Source organism: Amycolatopsis sp. NBC_00345, from assembly GCF_036116635.1.
Taxonomy (GTDB): domain Bacteria; phylum Actinomycetota; class Actinomycetes; order Mycobacteriales; family Pseudonocardiaceae; genus Amycolatopsis.
On record NZ_CP107995.1, the window covers coordinates 10,501,132 to 10,515,189 of the forward strand.

12 protein-coding genes are annotated in these 14,058 nt (G+C 71.2%); 7 read left to right on the plus strand and 5 right to left on the minus strand.

The window, feature by feature from the left end:
• Nucleotides 1-6: 6 nt before the first annotated feature.
• Nucleotides 7-1,128: a fatty acid desaturase family protein gene (locus OG943_RS48065; RefSeq protein WP_328607538.1), complete on the minus strand. Its 1,122-nt coding sequence runs from the start codon at nt 1,126-1,128 to the stop codon at nt 7-9.
• A gap of 64 nt (nt 1,129-1,192) precedes the next feature.
• Entirely contained in the window at nt 1,193-2,281 is a 1,089-nt protein-coding gene (locus OG943_RS48070; protein ID WP_328607539.1) for a ferredoxin reductase, read from the minus strand.
• 145 nt (nt 2,282-2,426) lie between these two features.
• Between OG943_RS48070 and OG943_RS48075 the strand changes: the two genes are divergently transcribed.
• The 5 genes from OG943_RS48075 (at nt 2,427) to OG943_RS48095 (ending at nt 6,712) form a co-directional block, all read left to right on the plus strand.
• Nucleotides 2,427-3,065: a TetR family transcriptional regulator gene (locus tag OG943_RS48075; protein WP_328607540.1), complete on the plus strand. Its 639-nt coding sequence runs from the start codon at nt 2,427-2,429 to the stop codon at nt 3,063-3,065.
• 116 nt (nt 3,066-3,181) lie between these two features.
• The gene (locus OG943_RS48080) at nt 3,182-4,288 is read left to right on the plus strand and encodes a Re/Si-specific NAD(P)(+) transhydrogenase subunit alpha (RefSeq protein WP_328607541.1); all 1,107 of its coding nucleotides are present in this window, start codon (nt 3,182-3,184) and stop codon (nt 4,286-4,288) included.
• A gap of 2 nt (nt 4,289-4,290) precedes the next feature.
• Entirely contained in the window at nt 4,291-4,599 is a 309-nt protein-coding gene (locus tag OG943_RS48085; RefSeq protein ID WP_328612366.1) for an NAD(P) transhydrogenase subunit alpha, read from the plus strand.
• Nucleotides 4,596-5,984, plus strand: coding sequence for an NAD(P)(+) transhydrogenase (Re/Si-specific) subunit beta (locus tag OG943_RS48090; protein WP_328607542.1), 1,389 nt, complete (start codon nt 4,596-4,598; stop codon nt 5,982-5,984). Before OG943_RS48085 ends, OG943_RS48090 begins: the two co-directional genes overlap by 4 nt.
• The gene (locus OG943_RS48095; RefSeq protein ID WP_328607543.1) at nt 5,981-6,712 is read left to right on the plus strand and encodes a lipoate--protein ligase family protein; all 732 of its coding nucleotides are present in this window, start codon (nt 5,981-5,983) and stop codon (nt 6,710-6,712) included. The genes OG943_RS48090 and OG943_RS48095 overlap by 4 nt, the downstream gene beginning before the upstream one ends.
• A gap of 72 nt (nt 6,713-6,784) precedes the next feature.
• Here OG943_RS48095 and OG943_RS48100 read toward each other — a convergent pair whose 3' ends face one another.
• The gene (locus OG943_RS48100; protein ID WP_442874769.1) at nt 6,785-7,978 is read right to left on the minus strand and encodes an IS30 family transposase; all 1,194 of its coding nucleotides are present in this window, start codon (nt 7,976-7,978) and stop codon (nt 6,785-6,787) included.
• 340 nt (nt 7,979-8,318) lie between these two features.
• Nucleotides 8,319-9,290 carry an Lsr2 dimerization domain-containing protein gene (locus OG943_RS48105; protein ID WP_328607544.1) on the minus strand — a complete coding sequence of 324 codons (972 nt, stop codon included), beginning with the start codon at nt 9,288-9,290 and terminating at the stop codon, nt 8,319-8,321.
• A gap of 145 nt (nt 9,291-9,435) precedes the next feature.
• Here OG943_RS48105 and OG943_RS48110 point away from each other — a divergent pair, with 145 nt between their 5' ends.
• Entirely contained in the window at nt 9,436-10,830 is a 1,395-nt protein-coding gene (locus OG943_RS48110) for a dihydrolipoyl dehydrogenase family protein (protein ID WP_328607545.1), read from the plus strand.
• 3 nt (nt 10,831-10,833) lie between these two features.
• On the opposite strand, the gene OG943_RS48115 is transcribed toward OG943_RS48110, so the two are convergent.
• Complete coding sequence (locus OG943_RS48115; protein ID WP_328607546.1) at nt 10,834-13,272, minus strand: hypothetical protein; 2,439 nt, start codon at nt 13,270-13,272, stop codon at nt 10,834-10,836.
• Between the two features lie 273 nt (nt 13,273-13,545).
• Here OG943_RS48115 and OG943_RS48120 point away from each other — a divergent pair, with 273 nt between their 5' ends.
• Nucleotides 13,546-14,049, plus strand: coding sequence for a DUF3145 domain-containing protein (locus OG943_RS48120; RefSeq protein WP_328607547.1), 504 nt, complete (start codon nt 13,546-13,548; stop codon nt 14,047-14,049).
• The last annotated feature ends 9 nt before the right edge of the window (nt 14,050-14,058 follow it).

Consider the following 14,058-nt stretch of genomic DNA (forward strand, 5'->3'; position numbering starts at 1 on the left):
AGTTCCCTAAGCTGCTCGGAGTCGTTTGTCGTGGTTCAGGCTATCCGCAGGCGGGGTCGGCTGCCCGATCCTGTCCGGCAGCGCCAGTTTCACGATCTTCTTCGCCACCGACCACAGCTGCCGGTGCAGCGGGCCGGTGTGGTACGGCAGGCCGTAGCGCTCGCAGATGTCCCGCACCTCGCCGGCGATCTGCGGGTAGCGCCGCGCCGGGATGTCCGGGAACAGGTGGTGCTCGATCTGGTGCGAGAGGTTGCCGGACAGCAGGTGGAACAGCGGACTGCCGCTGATGTTCGCCGAGCCGAGGATCTGGCGCAGGTACCACTGGCCGCGCGACTCGTTCTCGGTCTCCTCCTCGGTGAAGCTCTCGACGTCGGCGGGGAAGTGGCCGCAGAAGATGATCGAGAACGCCCAGAGGTTGCGGACCAGGTTCGCGCTCGCGTTGCCCAGCAAGGTCAGCGGCGCGAGCGGGCCGGTCAGCGCGGGGAACAGCAGGTAGTCCTTGCCGACCTGCCGGGCCGCCTTGCGCACGATCTTGCGCAGCACCGGCACGTTCTCGGCCCAGCTCCGCTCGCCCTTGACGACCCGCTCGATCTCGAGGTCGTGGAACATCACGCCCCACTGGAAGAACATGGCGAGCAGCGTGGCGTACACCGGGTTGCCCAGGTAGTACGGGTGCCACTTCTGCGCGGTGTCCATCCGCAGCACGCCGTAGCCGACGTCCCGGTCCTTGTCGATGATGTTCGTGAACGTGTGGTGGATGTAGTTGTGGGAGTGCCGCCAGTTCTCGGCGGGCGCCACGGTGTCCCACTCGAAGCGCTGCGAGCTCAGCTCCGGGATGCGCGTCCAGTCGTACTGGCCGTGCATCACGTTGTGGCCGATCTCCATGTTGTCCAGGATCTTGGCCAGCGACAGCGCGGCGACGCCGGCCAGCCACGCGGGCGGCAGGAACCCGGCGAACAGCAGCCCGCGGCCGGTGACCTCGAGCGCGCGCTGGGTCTTGATGATGTTCCGGATGTACTCGACGTCGGTCTCGCCGAGGTCGTCGACGATCCGCTGGCGGAGCGCGTCGAGCTCGCGGCCGAACTCCTCGACCTGTTCCGGGGTCAGGCGGTCCTGAAGACCGGTCATGGGTTCCTCCTGTGGCTTGCGGGAAACCGGGGCGCGTGAGCGACGCCTCGCCCACGCCGTCCGGCTAGGCGTTGATCTCGACGTCCCCGACGGGGACGCTGATGCAGAGCTGGATTTCCTCGTTCTCTTCGCCGGAGACCTCGCCGGTGCGGGCGTTGCGCACGCGTCCGGCGGTCTTGACCTGGGTGCAGGAGAAGCAGATGCCCATCCGGCAGCCGTGCTCCGGCGACAGGCCCGCGTCCTCGGCCTGCTCCAGCAGCGGCTTGCCCGAGTTGTCGCACTCGCGCCCGCTGCGCGCGAAGCGCACCCGGCCCTCGGCGGCCGCCGCGTCGAAGGTCAACGGCGGCGCCGTGAACTCTTCGGTGTGCAGCCGTTCACTCAATCCTTCGGCGCCGAACTGCTCGCGGACCGAGTCCATCAGCGGCTTCGGGCCGCAGAGGTAGGTCTCGGCGTCGCGGTACCAGGGCGCGGCCGTGGCGAGGTGCTTCTTCGTGAAGAAGCCGTGCAGGTTCCCGCCGCGACGGCTGTGGGTGTGCGCGTGCACTACGCGCAGTCCCGGGTGCGCCGCCGCGAGCGCGTCCAGCTCCTCGCGGTAGAGCACGTCGGACGCGGTGTTGGAGTAGTGCAGGAAGACGATTTCGCCCCGGTGTCCCTCGGCGACGAGCGTGCGCACCATCGCGAGCACCGGCGTGACCCCGCTGCCGCCGCTGACCAGGAGGATCTTCTCCGGCCTCGGCGTCGGCAGGGTGAACTCTCCGTCCGGTTGGGACAGTCCGAAGACCGTGCCGACGCGGGTGGTCTCCTGCAGGTGCCGGGAGACCAGGCCCTGCGGGTCGGCCTTCACGGTGAACTCGAGGTCGCCGCCCTGCGGGCCGCACGGCGAGTAGCAACGGGTGCGCCGCACGCCGTCGATCTCCACGGTCAGCCGCACGTACTGGCCGGCGTTGAAGTCCTGCCACGCGCGGCTGGGCCGGACGCTGAACGTGACCGTGTCCGGCGTCTGGCGCCGGACGGCCGTGACCCGCCCGCGGATCTCGCGGCGGACCAGCATCGGGTCGACGAGTTCCAGGTAGCGGTCCACGCCGTGGGGGGTGAGCAGTGCCTCGGCGAGCGAGGCGAGGCTGCGTACCCGGCGGGGGAGCAGTGTGGCCATCACGCCTCCAGAGGTTCGAGTGACCAGAAGTTTGAGTGCACAGTTGTACACTCACTAGTGTGGGGGCACGGACGGGTGTGCTGTCAACGCGAGAGTGAGGTGATGTGACGTGTGCCATGACGAAGCCGTCAGTACGCTGCCGGACGTGGTGGGAGTCGAGGAGCCGGTGACCAGGCAGGAGCGCAAGCAGCGGACCCGTCAGGCGCTGCTCGACGCCGCGCTGGAGCTGCTGGCCGACCGCGGTTTCGCGAGCCTTTCCCTGCGTGAGGTCGCCAAGCGCGCGGGCATCGTGCCCACGGCGTTCTACCGGCATTTCGCGTCGATGGAGGAGCTGGGCGTCGCCCTCGTCGAGGAGGCGACGCGGACGCTGCGCGACATGATCCGCGCCGCCCGGACCGACCGGAACAGCTACCGGCGGATGATCCAGGCCTCGGTGCGCACGCTGTACGAACACGTCCGCGCCCAGGAGGACCACTTCCGGTTCCTCACGCGCGAGCGCTACAGCGGCACCGGCCCGGTGGCGCGGGCCATCGCCGTGGAGCTGAAGCTGTTTTCCAGCGAGCTGGCGATCGACCTCGCCCGGTTCGACCACCTGCGGGAATGGCCGTCCGAAGACCTGTACATCCTGGCCGACCTGATCGTCACGGCGATGCTCGCCACGGTCGTCGACCTCCTGGAAGCCCGCCCCGGCGACGCGGAGGCGGACGCGCGCACGATCGCCGTCGCGGAGAAGCGGCTGCGGCTGATCCTGCTCGGCGTGCCCCGCTGGCAGCCGTCCGCCTAGCGGGCGAACCGCTCACCCGTCTGCTGAGGCGAAATGCGTCTCAAGCGGCTAGGGACTCTCCTTCGCACGTGGTAGAAAACGCGGAGATCGATGATCCTCAAGGTCGAGGAGGTCGCGTGGCGGAGAGCGGAAACCGGCTGACGGTCGGGGTGGTCGCGGAGTCCCGGCCCGGGGAGCGCCGGGTGGCGATGGTGCCGAAGCTGGTCGCCCGGCTGGCGCAGCGTGGCCTCCGGGTGGTGGTCGAACCGCGGGCCGGAGCCGGCGCACAGCTGGCGGACGACGCGTACGTGCAGGCCGGCGCCGAACTCGGCGACGCCTGGGCGGCCGACGTCGTGCTGAAGGTCGCGCCACCGTCCGAAAGCGAGGTCGGCAAGCTGAAACCGGGCACCGTCCTGATCGGATTCCTCGATCCCCGCGGTGACCCCGGCGGCATAACCACGCTGGAGCGGGCCGGCGTGCGCGCGTTCGCGATGGAGGCCGTTCCCCGGATCTCCCGCGCGCAGGCGATGGACGCATTGTCTTCGCAGAGCAGCGTTTCCGGCTATCGCGCGGTGCTGCTCGCCGCGGAGAAGTTCACGCGGTTCTTCCCGATGCTGACCACCGCGGCCGGCACCGTTCCACCGGCGAAGGTGCTGGTGCTCGGCGCCGGCGTCGCGGGCCTGCAGGCGCTCGCCACGGCCAAGCGGCTCGGCGCGCAGACCACCGGGTACGATGTGCGGCCCGAGGTGGGGGAGCAGGTGCGCTCGATCGGCGCGAAGTTCCTCGACCTCGGCATCGAGGCCGTCGGCGAGGGCGGTTACGCGCGAGAGCTGACCGAGGAGGAGCGCGCCGAGCAACAGCGCCGGCTCACCGAGGCGATCACGAAGTTCGACGTGGTCATCACCACCGCGCTGGTGCCCGGGCGAAAGGCACCGACCCTCGTCACCGCCGACGCCGTGAAGGGCATGCCCGCCGGCGGCGTTGTGCTCGACCTGGCCGGCGAGAGCGGCGGCAACTGCGAGCTGAGCCGGCCCGGCGAGGACGTCGTCGAGTACGACGTCACGATCAGCGCCCCGCTCAACCTGCCGGCCGGGATGCCGGCGCACGCGAGCGAGCTGTACGCCCGGAACGTCACGGAGCTGCTCGAACTGCTGGTCACCACCGACGGCGAGCTGAAACTCGACTTCTCCGACGAGGTCGTCGCCGGGGCCAACGTGGCCGGGCGCGAAGGGAGCGCATCGTGACGCTGGTGGAGAACCTGGCCGTGCTGGTGCTCGCGGGCTTCGTGGGCTTCACGGTGATCTCGAAGGTGCCGAACACCCTGCACACCCCGCTGATGTCCGGCACCAACGCCATCCACGGCATCGTCCTGCTGGGCGGGCTGGTCGTGCTCGGGCTGGGCGTCGACGGGGTGCTCAACAAGATCCTGCTGGTGATCGCCATCGCGTTCGGCACGATCAACGTGGTCGGCGGCTTCCTCGTCACCGACCGGATGCTGGCGATGTTCAAGGCGAAGAAGCCGGAATCGGGCGAGGAAGAGGAGAACGGCAAGTGACCCAGCTCGTCGCGGTCCTCTACATCGTCGCGTTCGCCCTGTTCATCTACGGCCTGATGGGCCTCACCGGCCCGCGCACGGCGGTGCGCGGCAACTGGATCGCCGCCACCGGCATGGGCGTCGCGGTGGTCGCGACGCTGCTCACACCCGGAATGGGCAACTGGCTGCTGATCGTCCTCGGCGTCGCGATCGGCGCGCTGGTCGGCGTGCCGTCCGCGCGCAAGGTCAAGATGACCGCGATGCCGCAGATGGTGGCGCTGTTCAACGGCGTCGGCGGCGGCGCGGTGGCCCTGATCGCGTGGGTCGAGTTCCGCAGCACCGACGCGTACGCGCACGAGCCGCTGTACGTCGCGATCGCCTCGCTCTTCGCCGCGCTGATCGGCTCGATCTCCTTCTGGGGCTCGATCATCGCGTTCGGCAAGCTGCAGGAGGTCATCACCGGCCGCCCGGTCACGCTCGGGAAGCTCCAGCAGCCGGTGAACGCGCTGCTCCTGCTGATCGCGCTCGCCTGCGCCGTGATCATCCTGGTCGGGGGCGACGCGGAGCTGCTGGTGATCGGGCTGCTCGTGGCCGCCGCGATCCTGGGTGTCACGTCGGTGCTGCCTATCGGCGGCGCCGATATGCCGGTGGTGATCTCGCTGCTGAACGCGTGCACCGGCCTTTCCGCGGCCGCGATGGGCCTGGCGCTGTCCAACACGGCGCTGATCGTGGCGGGCATGATCGTCGGCGCGTCCGGCTCGATCCTGACGAACCTGATGGCGAAGGCGATGAACCGGTCGATCCCGGCGATCGTGGCCGGCGGGTTCGGCGGCGGCACGGCCGTCGCGTCCAGCGCGGGTTCGGGCGAGGCGCGGCCGGTGCGTTCGACCAGCGCGGCGGACACCGCGATCCAGATGGCCTACGCGAGCAAGGTGGTCGTGGTGCCGGGTTACGGCATGGCCGTGGCGCAGGCGCAGCACACCGTGCGCGAGATGGCGAAACTGCTGGAGTCCAAGGGAATCGAGGTCGCCTACGCGATCCACCCGGTGGCCGGCCGGATGCCGGGCCACATGAACGTGCTGCTCGCCGAGGCCGACGTGCCCTACGAGCAGCTCAAGGAAATGGACGAGATCAACTCCGAGTTCGCGCAGACCGACGTCGCCCTCGTGATCGGCGCGAACGACGTGATCAACCCGGCCGCCGAGACCGACCCCGGTTCGCCGATCTACGGCATGCCGATCCTGAAGGTCAGCGACAGCCGCTCGGTGATCGTCCTCAAGCGCTCGATGAGCTCGGGCTTCGCGGGCATCGACAACGACCTGTTCTACGATGCCAAGACCAGCATGCTCTTCGGGGACGCCAAGTCTTCGGTGGGCGAGATCGTGGAGGAGCTCAAAGCACTGTGAACGCGGGGTCGGACGTACGCGCGGAGTTCGCCGAGCCGACCGAGAACCTGGCGTTCGACGAGGCGTTGCTGCGAGTGGCGCCTTCGGCCCCGGTGCTGTGGCTGTGGCGCAACCCGGTCTGTGTTGTCGTCGGGCGTGGGCAGAAGGTGGCGCGGGAGGTGCGCGTCGCGGAGTGCGCGCGCGACGGCGTCCCGGTCCTGCGGCGAGCCAGCGGCGGCGGCACGGTGTTCCATGACCCGGGGAACCTGAACGTGACTTTGGTGCTGCCGGGCCCGCCGGACCGCCCGCTGGAAATGCTGGGCCTGGTCATGTCGGCGGCGGTGGAGAAGCTGGGCCTGACGCCGCGCCTGGGCGAACGAGGCTTGTTCGTGGGTACGCAGAAGCTTTGCGGCTTCGCGGTCTTCCGCACGAAGGGCGGGCTGCTGGCGCACTCGACGCTGCTGATCGACACGGACGCCTCGCGCGTCGGCGCGTACCTCACCGGCCCGCCGCCGGACCCGAAGCCACTGGACTCGCACCGCAGCCCCGTCGCGTCACTGTCCGGCCACGGCCTGTCGTTCTCCCCGGGCGAGGTGGAGTCCGTGGTACGCGCGGCGGCCGCTTCGCTGCTCGGCCCGCTCGAGCCGCGCCCACCGTCTCCAGCCGAACTGGACCGGCAACGCACACTGCTGCGTACCCGCTACCACTACGACGCCTGGCACACCGACGGACGGCAACGCCAACCCTGACACCGCCCGAAACAGCGAAGCCCCTCGCGGTGTGAAGGGCGGATTCTCGGGGTCCTCGCAACACCTGATGGTCTAGATGGCTGTCAGTAGATCACGCAGACGCTCGGCTGGGGTTTTCCAGCCGAGCGTTTTGCGTGGGCGGCGGTTGAGTTTCTGGGCGACGTGCTCGAGGTCTTCGGATCCGTAGACGCTCAGGTCGGTGCCCTTGGGGAAGTACTGCCGCAGCAGGCCGTTGGTGTTCTCGTTCGATCCGCGTTGCCAGGGCGAGTGCGGGTCGCAGAAGTAGACCGGTACTCCGGTGGCCACGGTGAACTGCTTGTGTGCGGCCATTTCGCAGCCTTGGTCCCAGGTCAGCGAGCCGCGTAGGTGTTCGGGCAGGGACCCGATCAACGGCACGAGCACATCGCGGACTTCCTCGGCGGTGTGTCCGCCGGGCAGGTGCCCGAGCAGGACGTAGCGGGTGGAGCGCTCGACCAGGGTCACGATCGCGCTGTCGCTGCGGGTGCCGACGATCAGGTCACCTTCCCAGTGGCCGGGCACGGCTCGGTCCTCGATCTCGGCGGGACGGTCGGAGATCATCACCATCTCGTCGACGAACCGCTGAGTGCGCTGATCAGGACGCCGGTGGGGCTTGCGCCTGGTGCGCCCAGTGCGCAGCGCCGTAGCGACCTCGCGCCGCAGCCCGCCACAGGCCTGGACATAGATCGCCTGGTAGATCGTCTCCGTACTCACCCGTATGCTCTCGTCGTCCGGGAACTCGGTCACCAGAGCGTGGCAGATCTGCTCAGGCGACCACTCCTCCCGCAGCTTGCTGGTGACGTAGTCCCGCAGCGGTCCGTCGTGAGCCAGCTTGGATGCCTTGTGCCGCACACGGCTCTTCGCCCACGCCCGCTGGGCCCGGTATGGCCGGTAGACGCCTCCCACGGCGTAAGCGTCGATCTCACGCTTGATCGTGGACGCAGGCCGGCCCAGTTCGCGCCCGATCGCCCGCAGCGAAGCGCCCTGACGGTGCAGGTCGGCGATCGTCTCGCGCTCGACCAGGGTCAGGAACCGGGGATGCAGCCCGGCCTCCAAGGACCTCACCGTGGGCGGCTGCGTCGCCGTGACCATCGTGGTCACGCCCGTCCGGTAGTCCACCTTGCGCCCGCCGGGATAGACGCGGGTCGGGCCAATTGATCGCACCCCGTGATCCCAGTCCTGCGCCGTGCGCACGTTGACCCCGACACGCCGGGCGGCCTCCTTACGGCTGACCCCTTCTCCGCGCAGCCGGTCGTACTCCCCACGACCGGGGTGACCACCCTGGCTGGTGCTCCCACGCCCTCGAAGGCCAGCCCGCCGGACCCACCCGAAGGCCGTGTTCAGGTTCACCCCGACCGCCCGCGACGCGACCGAGACGTTGCCGTCCTCCCGCTCCAGCGCCTCGAAGAACCTCTTCCGCAACTCCGGTGACAGCACGATCCCCGCAACTCCCTGAAATCCAGGGTGTTGCGGGGATCGCTAGAATCCGCCAAGTGCTGCGAGGGGCTTCTTGCTGTTTGCTGGTTCTGTTTCCGGTTTCAGGCGCGCTGTCTCCGGGTTTTCAGGCCCGGGTCACTCGCTCGCCGGGTCACTCGCTCGCAGAGAACGTGACCGCCGGAACCTTCGCCACCACGCGACGCGGCTTCGCGGCCGCCTTCACTTCGGGTGCCTTCGGGTCCGCGGTCTTCGGGGCCGCAGTCTTCGCGACGGTCGTCGCCGAAGCCGCCTTCGCGGGCGAAGCCTTTGCCTGAGCCGCCTTTGCCGGAGCCGCCTTCGCCGGAGCCGCCTTCGGCGCTGCGGCCTTCTTGATCGCGGCCCTCGGCGACGCGGCCTTCGGTGATGCCGCCTTGGCGGTGGTCTTCCCGGCCACCTTCGCCGCACCACCCTTCGCGGCTGCCTTCGGTGCCGCGGTTTTCGGTGCTGCAGCCTTTGCGGCTGCCTTCGGTGCGGCAGTCTTCGCAGTTGCCTTCGCCGCACCGCTCTTCGCCGCAGTCTTCGGCGCGGCCGCCGTCGCCGCAGCCGTCTTAGCCGCAGTGGTCCTGGTCGCAGCGCTCTTAGCCGCGGTGCTCTTGGTCGCGGTGCTCCTGGCTGCAGCGCCCTTGCTCGCGGCAGCCCTCGTCCCCGCAACCTTCTTCGCCCGGGTGGTCTTCGCGGGCGTGTCCGCCGTGCGGGACGCGGTCTTCCCCGCAGCCGCCTTACGCGAGGCGGGCTCCGCCTTGGCCGCCCGCTTACCCGCGACCGGCTTCGCCGCCGGCTTGGCCACCGATTTCGCCACCGATTTCGCCGCCGGTGCCTTCGCCACCGATTTCGCCGAAGCACCCGCCTTCGCCGCTCCCCGCGCCGGCTTCTTCGCGCCCGGCACGAAACGCGGCCGTTGCTTCCGCCCGCCGGTGCGACGGGCGGCGTCCGCGTACCGGCTCAGGAGCTTGCGCAGCGCGGCCGCGTTCGTGGAGGTGAGGTCGATGTCGTACTCGACGCCGTCGAGGCCGAAGCCGACGGTCTGGGCCGCCGGGCCGCCGGTCAGGTCGTCCAGAACGCGGACAGCAGTGTTCCTGGCCATGAAGCCTCCCGTGCTCGATCGTGATCATGCGTGCAACCGGCACGGCGACGCCCCGGCTCCCCCCGGTGCCGCCGGTTTCTTGCAGCTGTCTGACGAGAATAGCCGCTGGCTTGCGCGAAGCCGCGTGGTGGTGTGCGCTGAACCCATGTCAGGACAGACTTTCGACGTCGTGGTGATCGGGGCCGGACCGGTCGGCGAGGTGGCCGCCGAACGCGCCGCCAAGGACGGGCTCAAGGTGGCGCTCGTCGAGCACGAGCGGTTCGGCGGGGAGTGCTCCTACTGGGCCTGCATTCCGAGCAAGGCGTTGCTGCGCCCGGGAAACCTGCTCGCCGCGGCCAAGCGGATGCCCGGGGTGGTGGTCGGCGGCGCGCTCGACCCGGCCCAGGTGTTCGCCCGGCGGGACTGGTTCACCGGCAAGGGCGACGACAGCGGGCAGGTGGACTGGGCGCGCGGCGCGGGCATCGAGCCGGTGCGCGGCCACGGGCGGATCACCGGCGAGCGCGAGGTGACGGTGGGCGAGGACCAGGTGATCACCGCCCGTCACGCGGTGATCGTCTGCACCGGCAGCGTCCCCCGGTCGCCGTCGATCCCGGGGCTCGACACGATCCGGCCGTGGGGCTCGCGTGAGGCCACGTCGGCGTCCGCGGTGCCCGCGCGCCTCGGCGTGCTCGGCGGCGGGGTGGTCGGCGTCGAGATGGCGCAGGCGTGGGCCCGGCTCGGCGCCGAGGTGCACCTGGTGATCACGGGCGAGCGCCCGCTGCCGAAGCTGCCGGAGTTCGCGGGTGACCTGCTGCTCGGCGGTCTGCGCGAGGCCGGCGTCTTCGTGCACACCGTGTCCGGTATCCGGGAGGTGTCCCCTGTGGACGGGGGCGCGTCGCTCACGTTGGCCGACGGTGAGCAGCTGGTCGTCGACGAGCTGCTGGTCGCCACCGGCCGCGCCCCGGCGACCGGAGACGTCGGCCTCGACGTGCTCGGCCTGCCCACCGGCGCCCCGCTCGCGGTCGACGAGAGCGGCCGGGTGTCCGCCGTGGACGGTGGCTGGCTGTATGGGGCCGGCGACGTCACCGGCCGCGCGCTGCTGACGCACCAGGGCAAGTACGCCGCGCGCGTCGCCGGCGACAGCGTCGCGGCCCGCGCCCGGGGCGAGCAGATCTCGACGGAGCCGTGGAGCCGTTACAGCGCGACGGCCGACCACCACGCCGTGCCGCAGGTGGTGTTCACCGACCCGGAGGTGACGTCCGTCGGGCTCACCGAGGCGCGTGCGGGCTCGGCCGACCGCGTGGTGGACATCGACATCGCGGTGGCCGGCTCGTCACTGCACGCCGACGGGTACAAGGGCAAGGCGCGCATGGTCGTCGACACCGAGCGCGGGGTGGTGCTCGGGGTGACGTTCGTCGGCCCGGACGTGTCCGAGCTGCTGCACTCGGCGACCATCGCCGTGGTCGGCGAGGTGCCGCTGGAGCGGTTGTGGCACGCCGTGCCCGCGTTCCCGACGATCAGCGAGGTGTGGCTGCGCCTGCTGGAGGCGTACGGGCTCTGACGCTCAGCTCGGCAGCACCAGGTCGAGCGCGCCCTTCGCGGCGCGGGCGAGGCCGGGATCGTCCGGAGTGGACGGTCCCGGCAGCCAGACCGCCTGCACCAGCCGCACGCCGTTGCCCTCGATCTTGCTGGTGTAGGCGGCGCCGTCGAACTGCGGCGCCGGGCCCTGCCACTTGCCGGTCTCGGTGGCGACGTCGATGATGCCGCCGCTGCCCGGGGTATCGGCGACGTCCTTGAAGTGTGAGGCCTGCGCGGCGTCGGGGAACGCGACGACGGCCACGGTCACCGCGGCCGCGCGCCCGTTGACCTCGGCCGCGTAACTCGCGCGCTGGACGCCGACGCAGCTCGTCTGCTGCAGGCTCACCTGCACGTCCCCGAACGCGTGCGACGCGCACCGCTGGTCGCCGCTACTGGCGCGCGCGTTGAACGAAAGGCTCGGCGTCACCGGCGCGCTGGACGCCGGAGCACTGGACGCCGGCGGGTTCGAGGCCGCGGGCCGCGAACTCGAGGCCGGCGCCGCGGTCTGGCCACTGTCCCCGCCACCCCCGGTCGCCGCGATCACGACCGCGGTGACCAGCAGCACCACCAACAGCCCGATCGCGCCGAGCGGCAACCACCGCACCGTCCGCGATTGCTTACCGGAGCCACCGTTCGACGGCGGTGCCGCTCCCGTGCCCGCCGCCGCGCCCGTTGCCGCCGGACGCGGACCACTCTCGGGCGGCTGAGCCACCGGGTTGGGTCCAGGCTTAGGTCCAGGTTTGGCTACGGGCTGGGGCGCAGCCTTGACCGACCGCGGCGGCGGCGCCATGGCCTCGGTGACAGCGTCGCTGTCCACCGCCGTGCCCGCCGATCCTGCAGTGCCCGCCGCTGTGCCTGCCACGCTCGCGGTGCCTGCTGCGCTTGCCGCTGAGCCCGCGACGCCCGCCGTGCCTCCCGCGCGCGCTGCCGTGCCAGCGGTGCCAGCCGTTCTGCCGGTCGCACCGCCCGATGTGGACGGACCCGGCCGTCCCGGCGAGGCGACGGACTCGGTCGGCTCATCGGCGAGCCCTGCCGCGGTCCCGGCGGCCTGGGCGACCGTCGGAGCGCTCGCCGCGGGGGAAGACGCGGCTGAACGGCTGGGTTGACCCACCTCCGGTGCGGGCGAGGATGTCGGACTCGCGCCGGGGAAGACCGGACCAGCGGCGGCGGTACCTGGGGAAGCAGGACCAGCCGCAGCGGTGCCGGGGAAAGCCGAGCCCGGGGAAGTCGAGCCTGGGAAAGCGGCACCTGGGGAAGTCGAGCCGGGGAAAGCGGTACTTGGGGAAGCCGAGCCGGGGGAAGGCGGAACGGCGGGCGGGGCAATGTGCGGAACCGGCGCGATCGTCGGGAACACTGGCGGCGGAGGTGGCACCGAGGTGATCTTCGGGCGGGCTGCGGGCTTCGGCGGGCCGGATCTGTCCGGATGGGACATCGGGACAGTCGGCGGAGCCGCGGCCACGGCAGGCATCCCGGACGGCGCCCCCGCAGTCGCCGAGGCCGCCGCACCAGCGGACGCCCCCGAAGCCGCTGCAGCAGCCCCCGCCGAGGACGCCCTGGCAGCAGCCGCCGCGGACGCCTCGGCAGGATTCCCTGCCGAGGACTGTGCTGCCGAGGACTGTGCTGCCGAGGGCCGTGCCGCTGTCGAGGACTGTGCCGCCGAAGCCGCCGAAGCCGCCGCGCCCGAGCGCCCCGCAGCCGAAGCCACCGCAGAGGATGCCACCGGAGGCACACCAGCACCCGCAGCAGCAGGACCCGCCGCTCGACCACCAGTGGCCACAGAGGACACCCGGCTCTCCGGCGGCATCGGGGAATCGTCGGTGAAGCGGACGAAACCCTCGCCCAGCAGGACGTCGTCCGGGAGGGGCGGGGCGTCCGGGGCGAAGGCGGTGATCAGGGCGCGCGCCTGGTCCAGCGAGCGCGGACGGCGGGCCGTGGCGAGGGAGACCGTCGCCGCGAGCATGGTGGTGGGGGTCGGGTGCAGGACGCGGACCGGGCCGGCCAGGTCGGCCGGCGGCTGGTCGACGGTCTCGACGTACGGGCCCACCGCGATGATCGTGCCGACCGGGCCGGTGCCCGGCGCCAGCTCCGCCATCCGCCGTTCGCACTCCTGCGACAGGTCGAGCGCCTCCGTGGCCGGGTTGACGGCGTCGTCACCGTGGACCAGGGGCCAGCCGTCGGCCTTCCACGGGCCGCCGAGCGGGGCCTCGAGGCGCAGCGCCGGGTCGGGCAGGTCCACGCCGATCACGATGAGCACGCCCTTCGGCAGTACTACCACCGCTTCCACGGCCCGGTCACCGCCGACCGGGTGCGCGCCGACCAGGGCGACCCCGCCGATCACGGTGCTGCCGCGGCCGAGCGAAGCCAGCGCCGCCCGCACGTCTTCGGCGACGCGCGACGGCTGCTGCCCGAGGCGGACCAGTCGCACCGAAACCCTCCTCACCTCGACCGTTTCCGGGGCACCACGCTAGCGCGCCCGGCCCCGTACACGGCGCGACACGGGGAAGCGTCGGCGTGGCTCCCTCCTAAAGGGGGTTCCCGTGCGACTTGTGGTGTTCGTGTGGCCAAACGGCACGGTTGGGGTGCAGAATGTGCTACACAGTCCTGCAAGTCGGGAAGAGACACGGAAGCGCACAGAGCCCGTCGCTGGTCGAGAGGTCGTAGGGGAAGACGTCCCTCGTCGAGCAAGCGGAGGTCAGCAGTGAGCACCCGTGGCAACACCCGAGGCGTGGTGTACGTCCACTCGTCGCCGTCTGCGGTTTGCCCGCACGTCGAGTGGGCTATTTCGGGCACCCTGGGTGCCCGAGTCGAGCTGAAGTGGACGGCGCAGCCCGCCAGTCCCGGACAGCTCCGCGCCGAATGCGGCTGGCGCGCGCCCGCCGGCAGCGGCGGCAAGCTGGCCGCCGCGCTCAAGGCGTGGCCGATGCTGCGCTTCGAGGTCACCGAGGAACCCAGCGCCGGCGTCGACGGCGAACGGTTCTGTTTCGCGCCCGGCCTCGGCCTGTGGCACGGGCGGACCAGCGCCAACGGCGACATCGTGGTGGGCGAGGACCAGCTGCGCGCGCTCGTGAGCATGACGCGTGGCGGTGAATCCTTGGCACACAAGCTGGACGAGCTGCTGGCGGCGGGCTGGGACGAGGCGCTGGAGCCCTACCGGCACGCCGGCGACGGCGCCCCGGTCACGTGGCTGCACCAGGTCGGCTGACCCCGGACG

Coding starts and splice junctions, on each gene's coding strand:
- OG943_RS48110 (WP_328607545.1), top strand. CDS start 9,436: ATGTCAGGACAGACTTTCGACGTCGTGGTGATCGGGGCCGGACCGGTC.
- OG943_RS48065 (WP_328607538.1), bottom strand. CDS start 1,128: ATGACCGGTCTTCAGGACCGCCTGACCCCGGAACAGGTCGAGGAGTTC.
- OG943_RS48105 (WP_328607544.1), bottom strand. CDS start 9,290: ATGGCCAGGAACACTGCTGTCCGCGTTCTGGACGACCTGACCGGCGGC.
- OG943_RS48070 (WP_328607539.1), bottom strand. CDS start 2,281: ATGGCCACACTGCTCCCCCGCCGGGTACGCAGCCTCGCCTCGCTCGCC.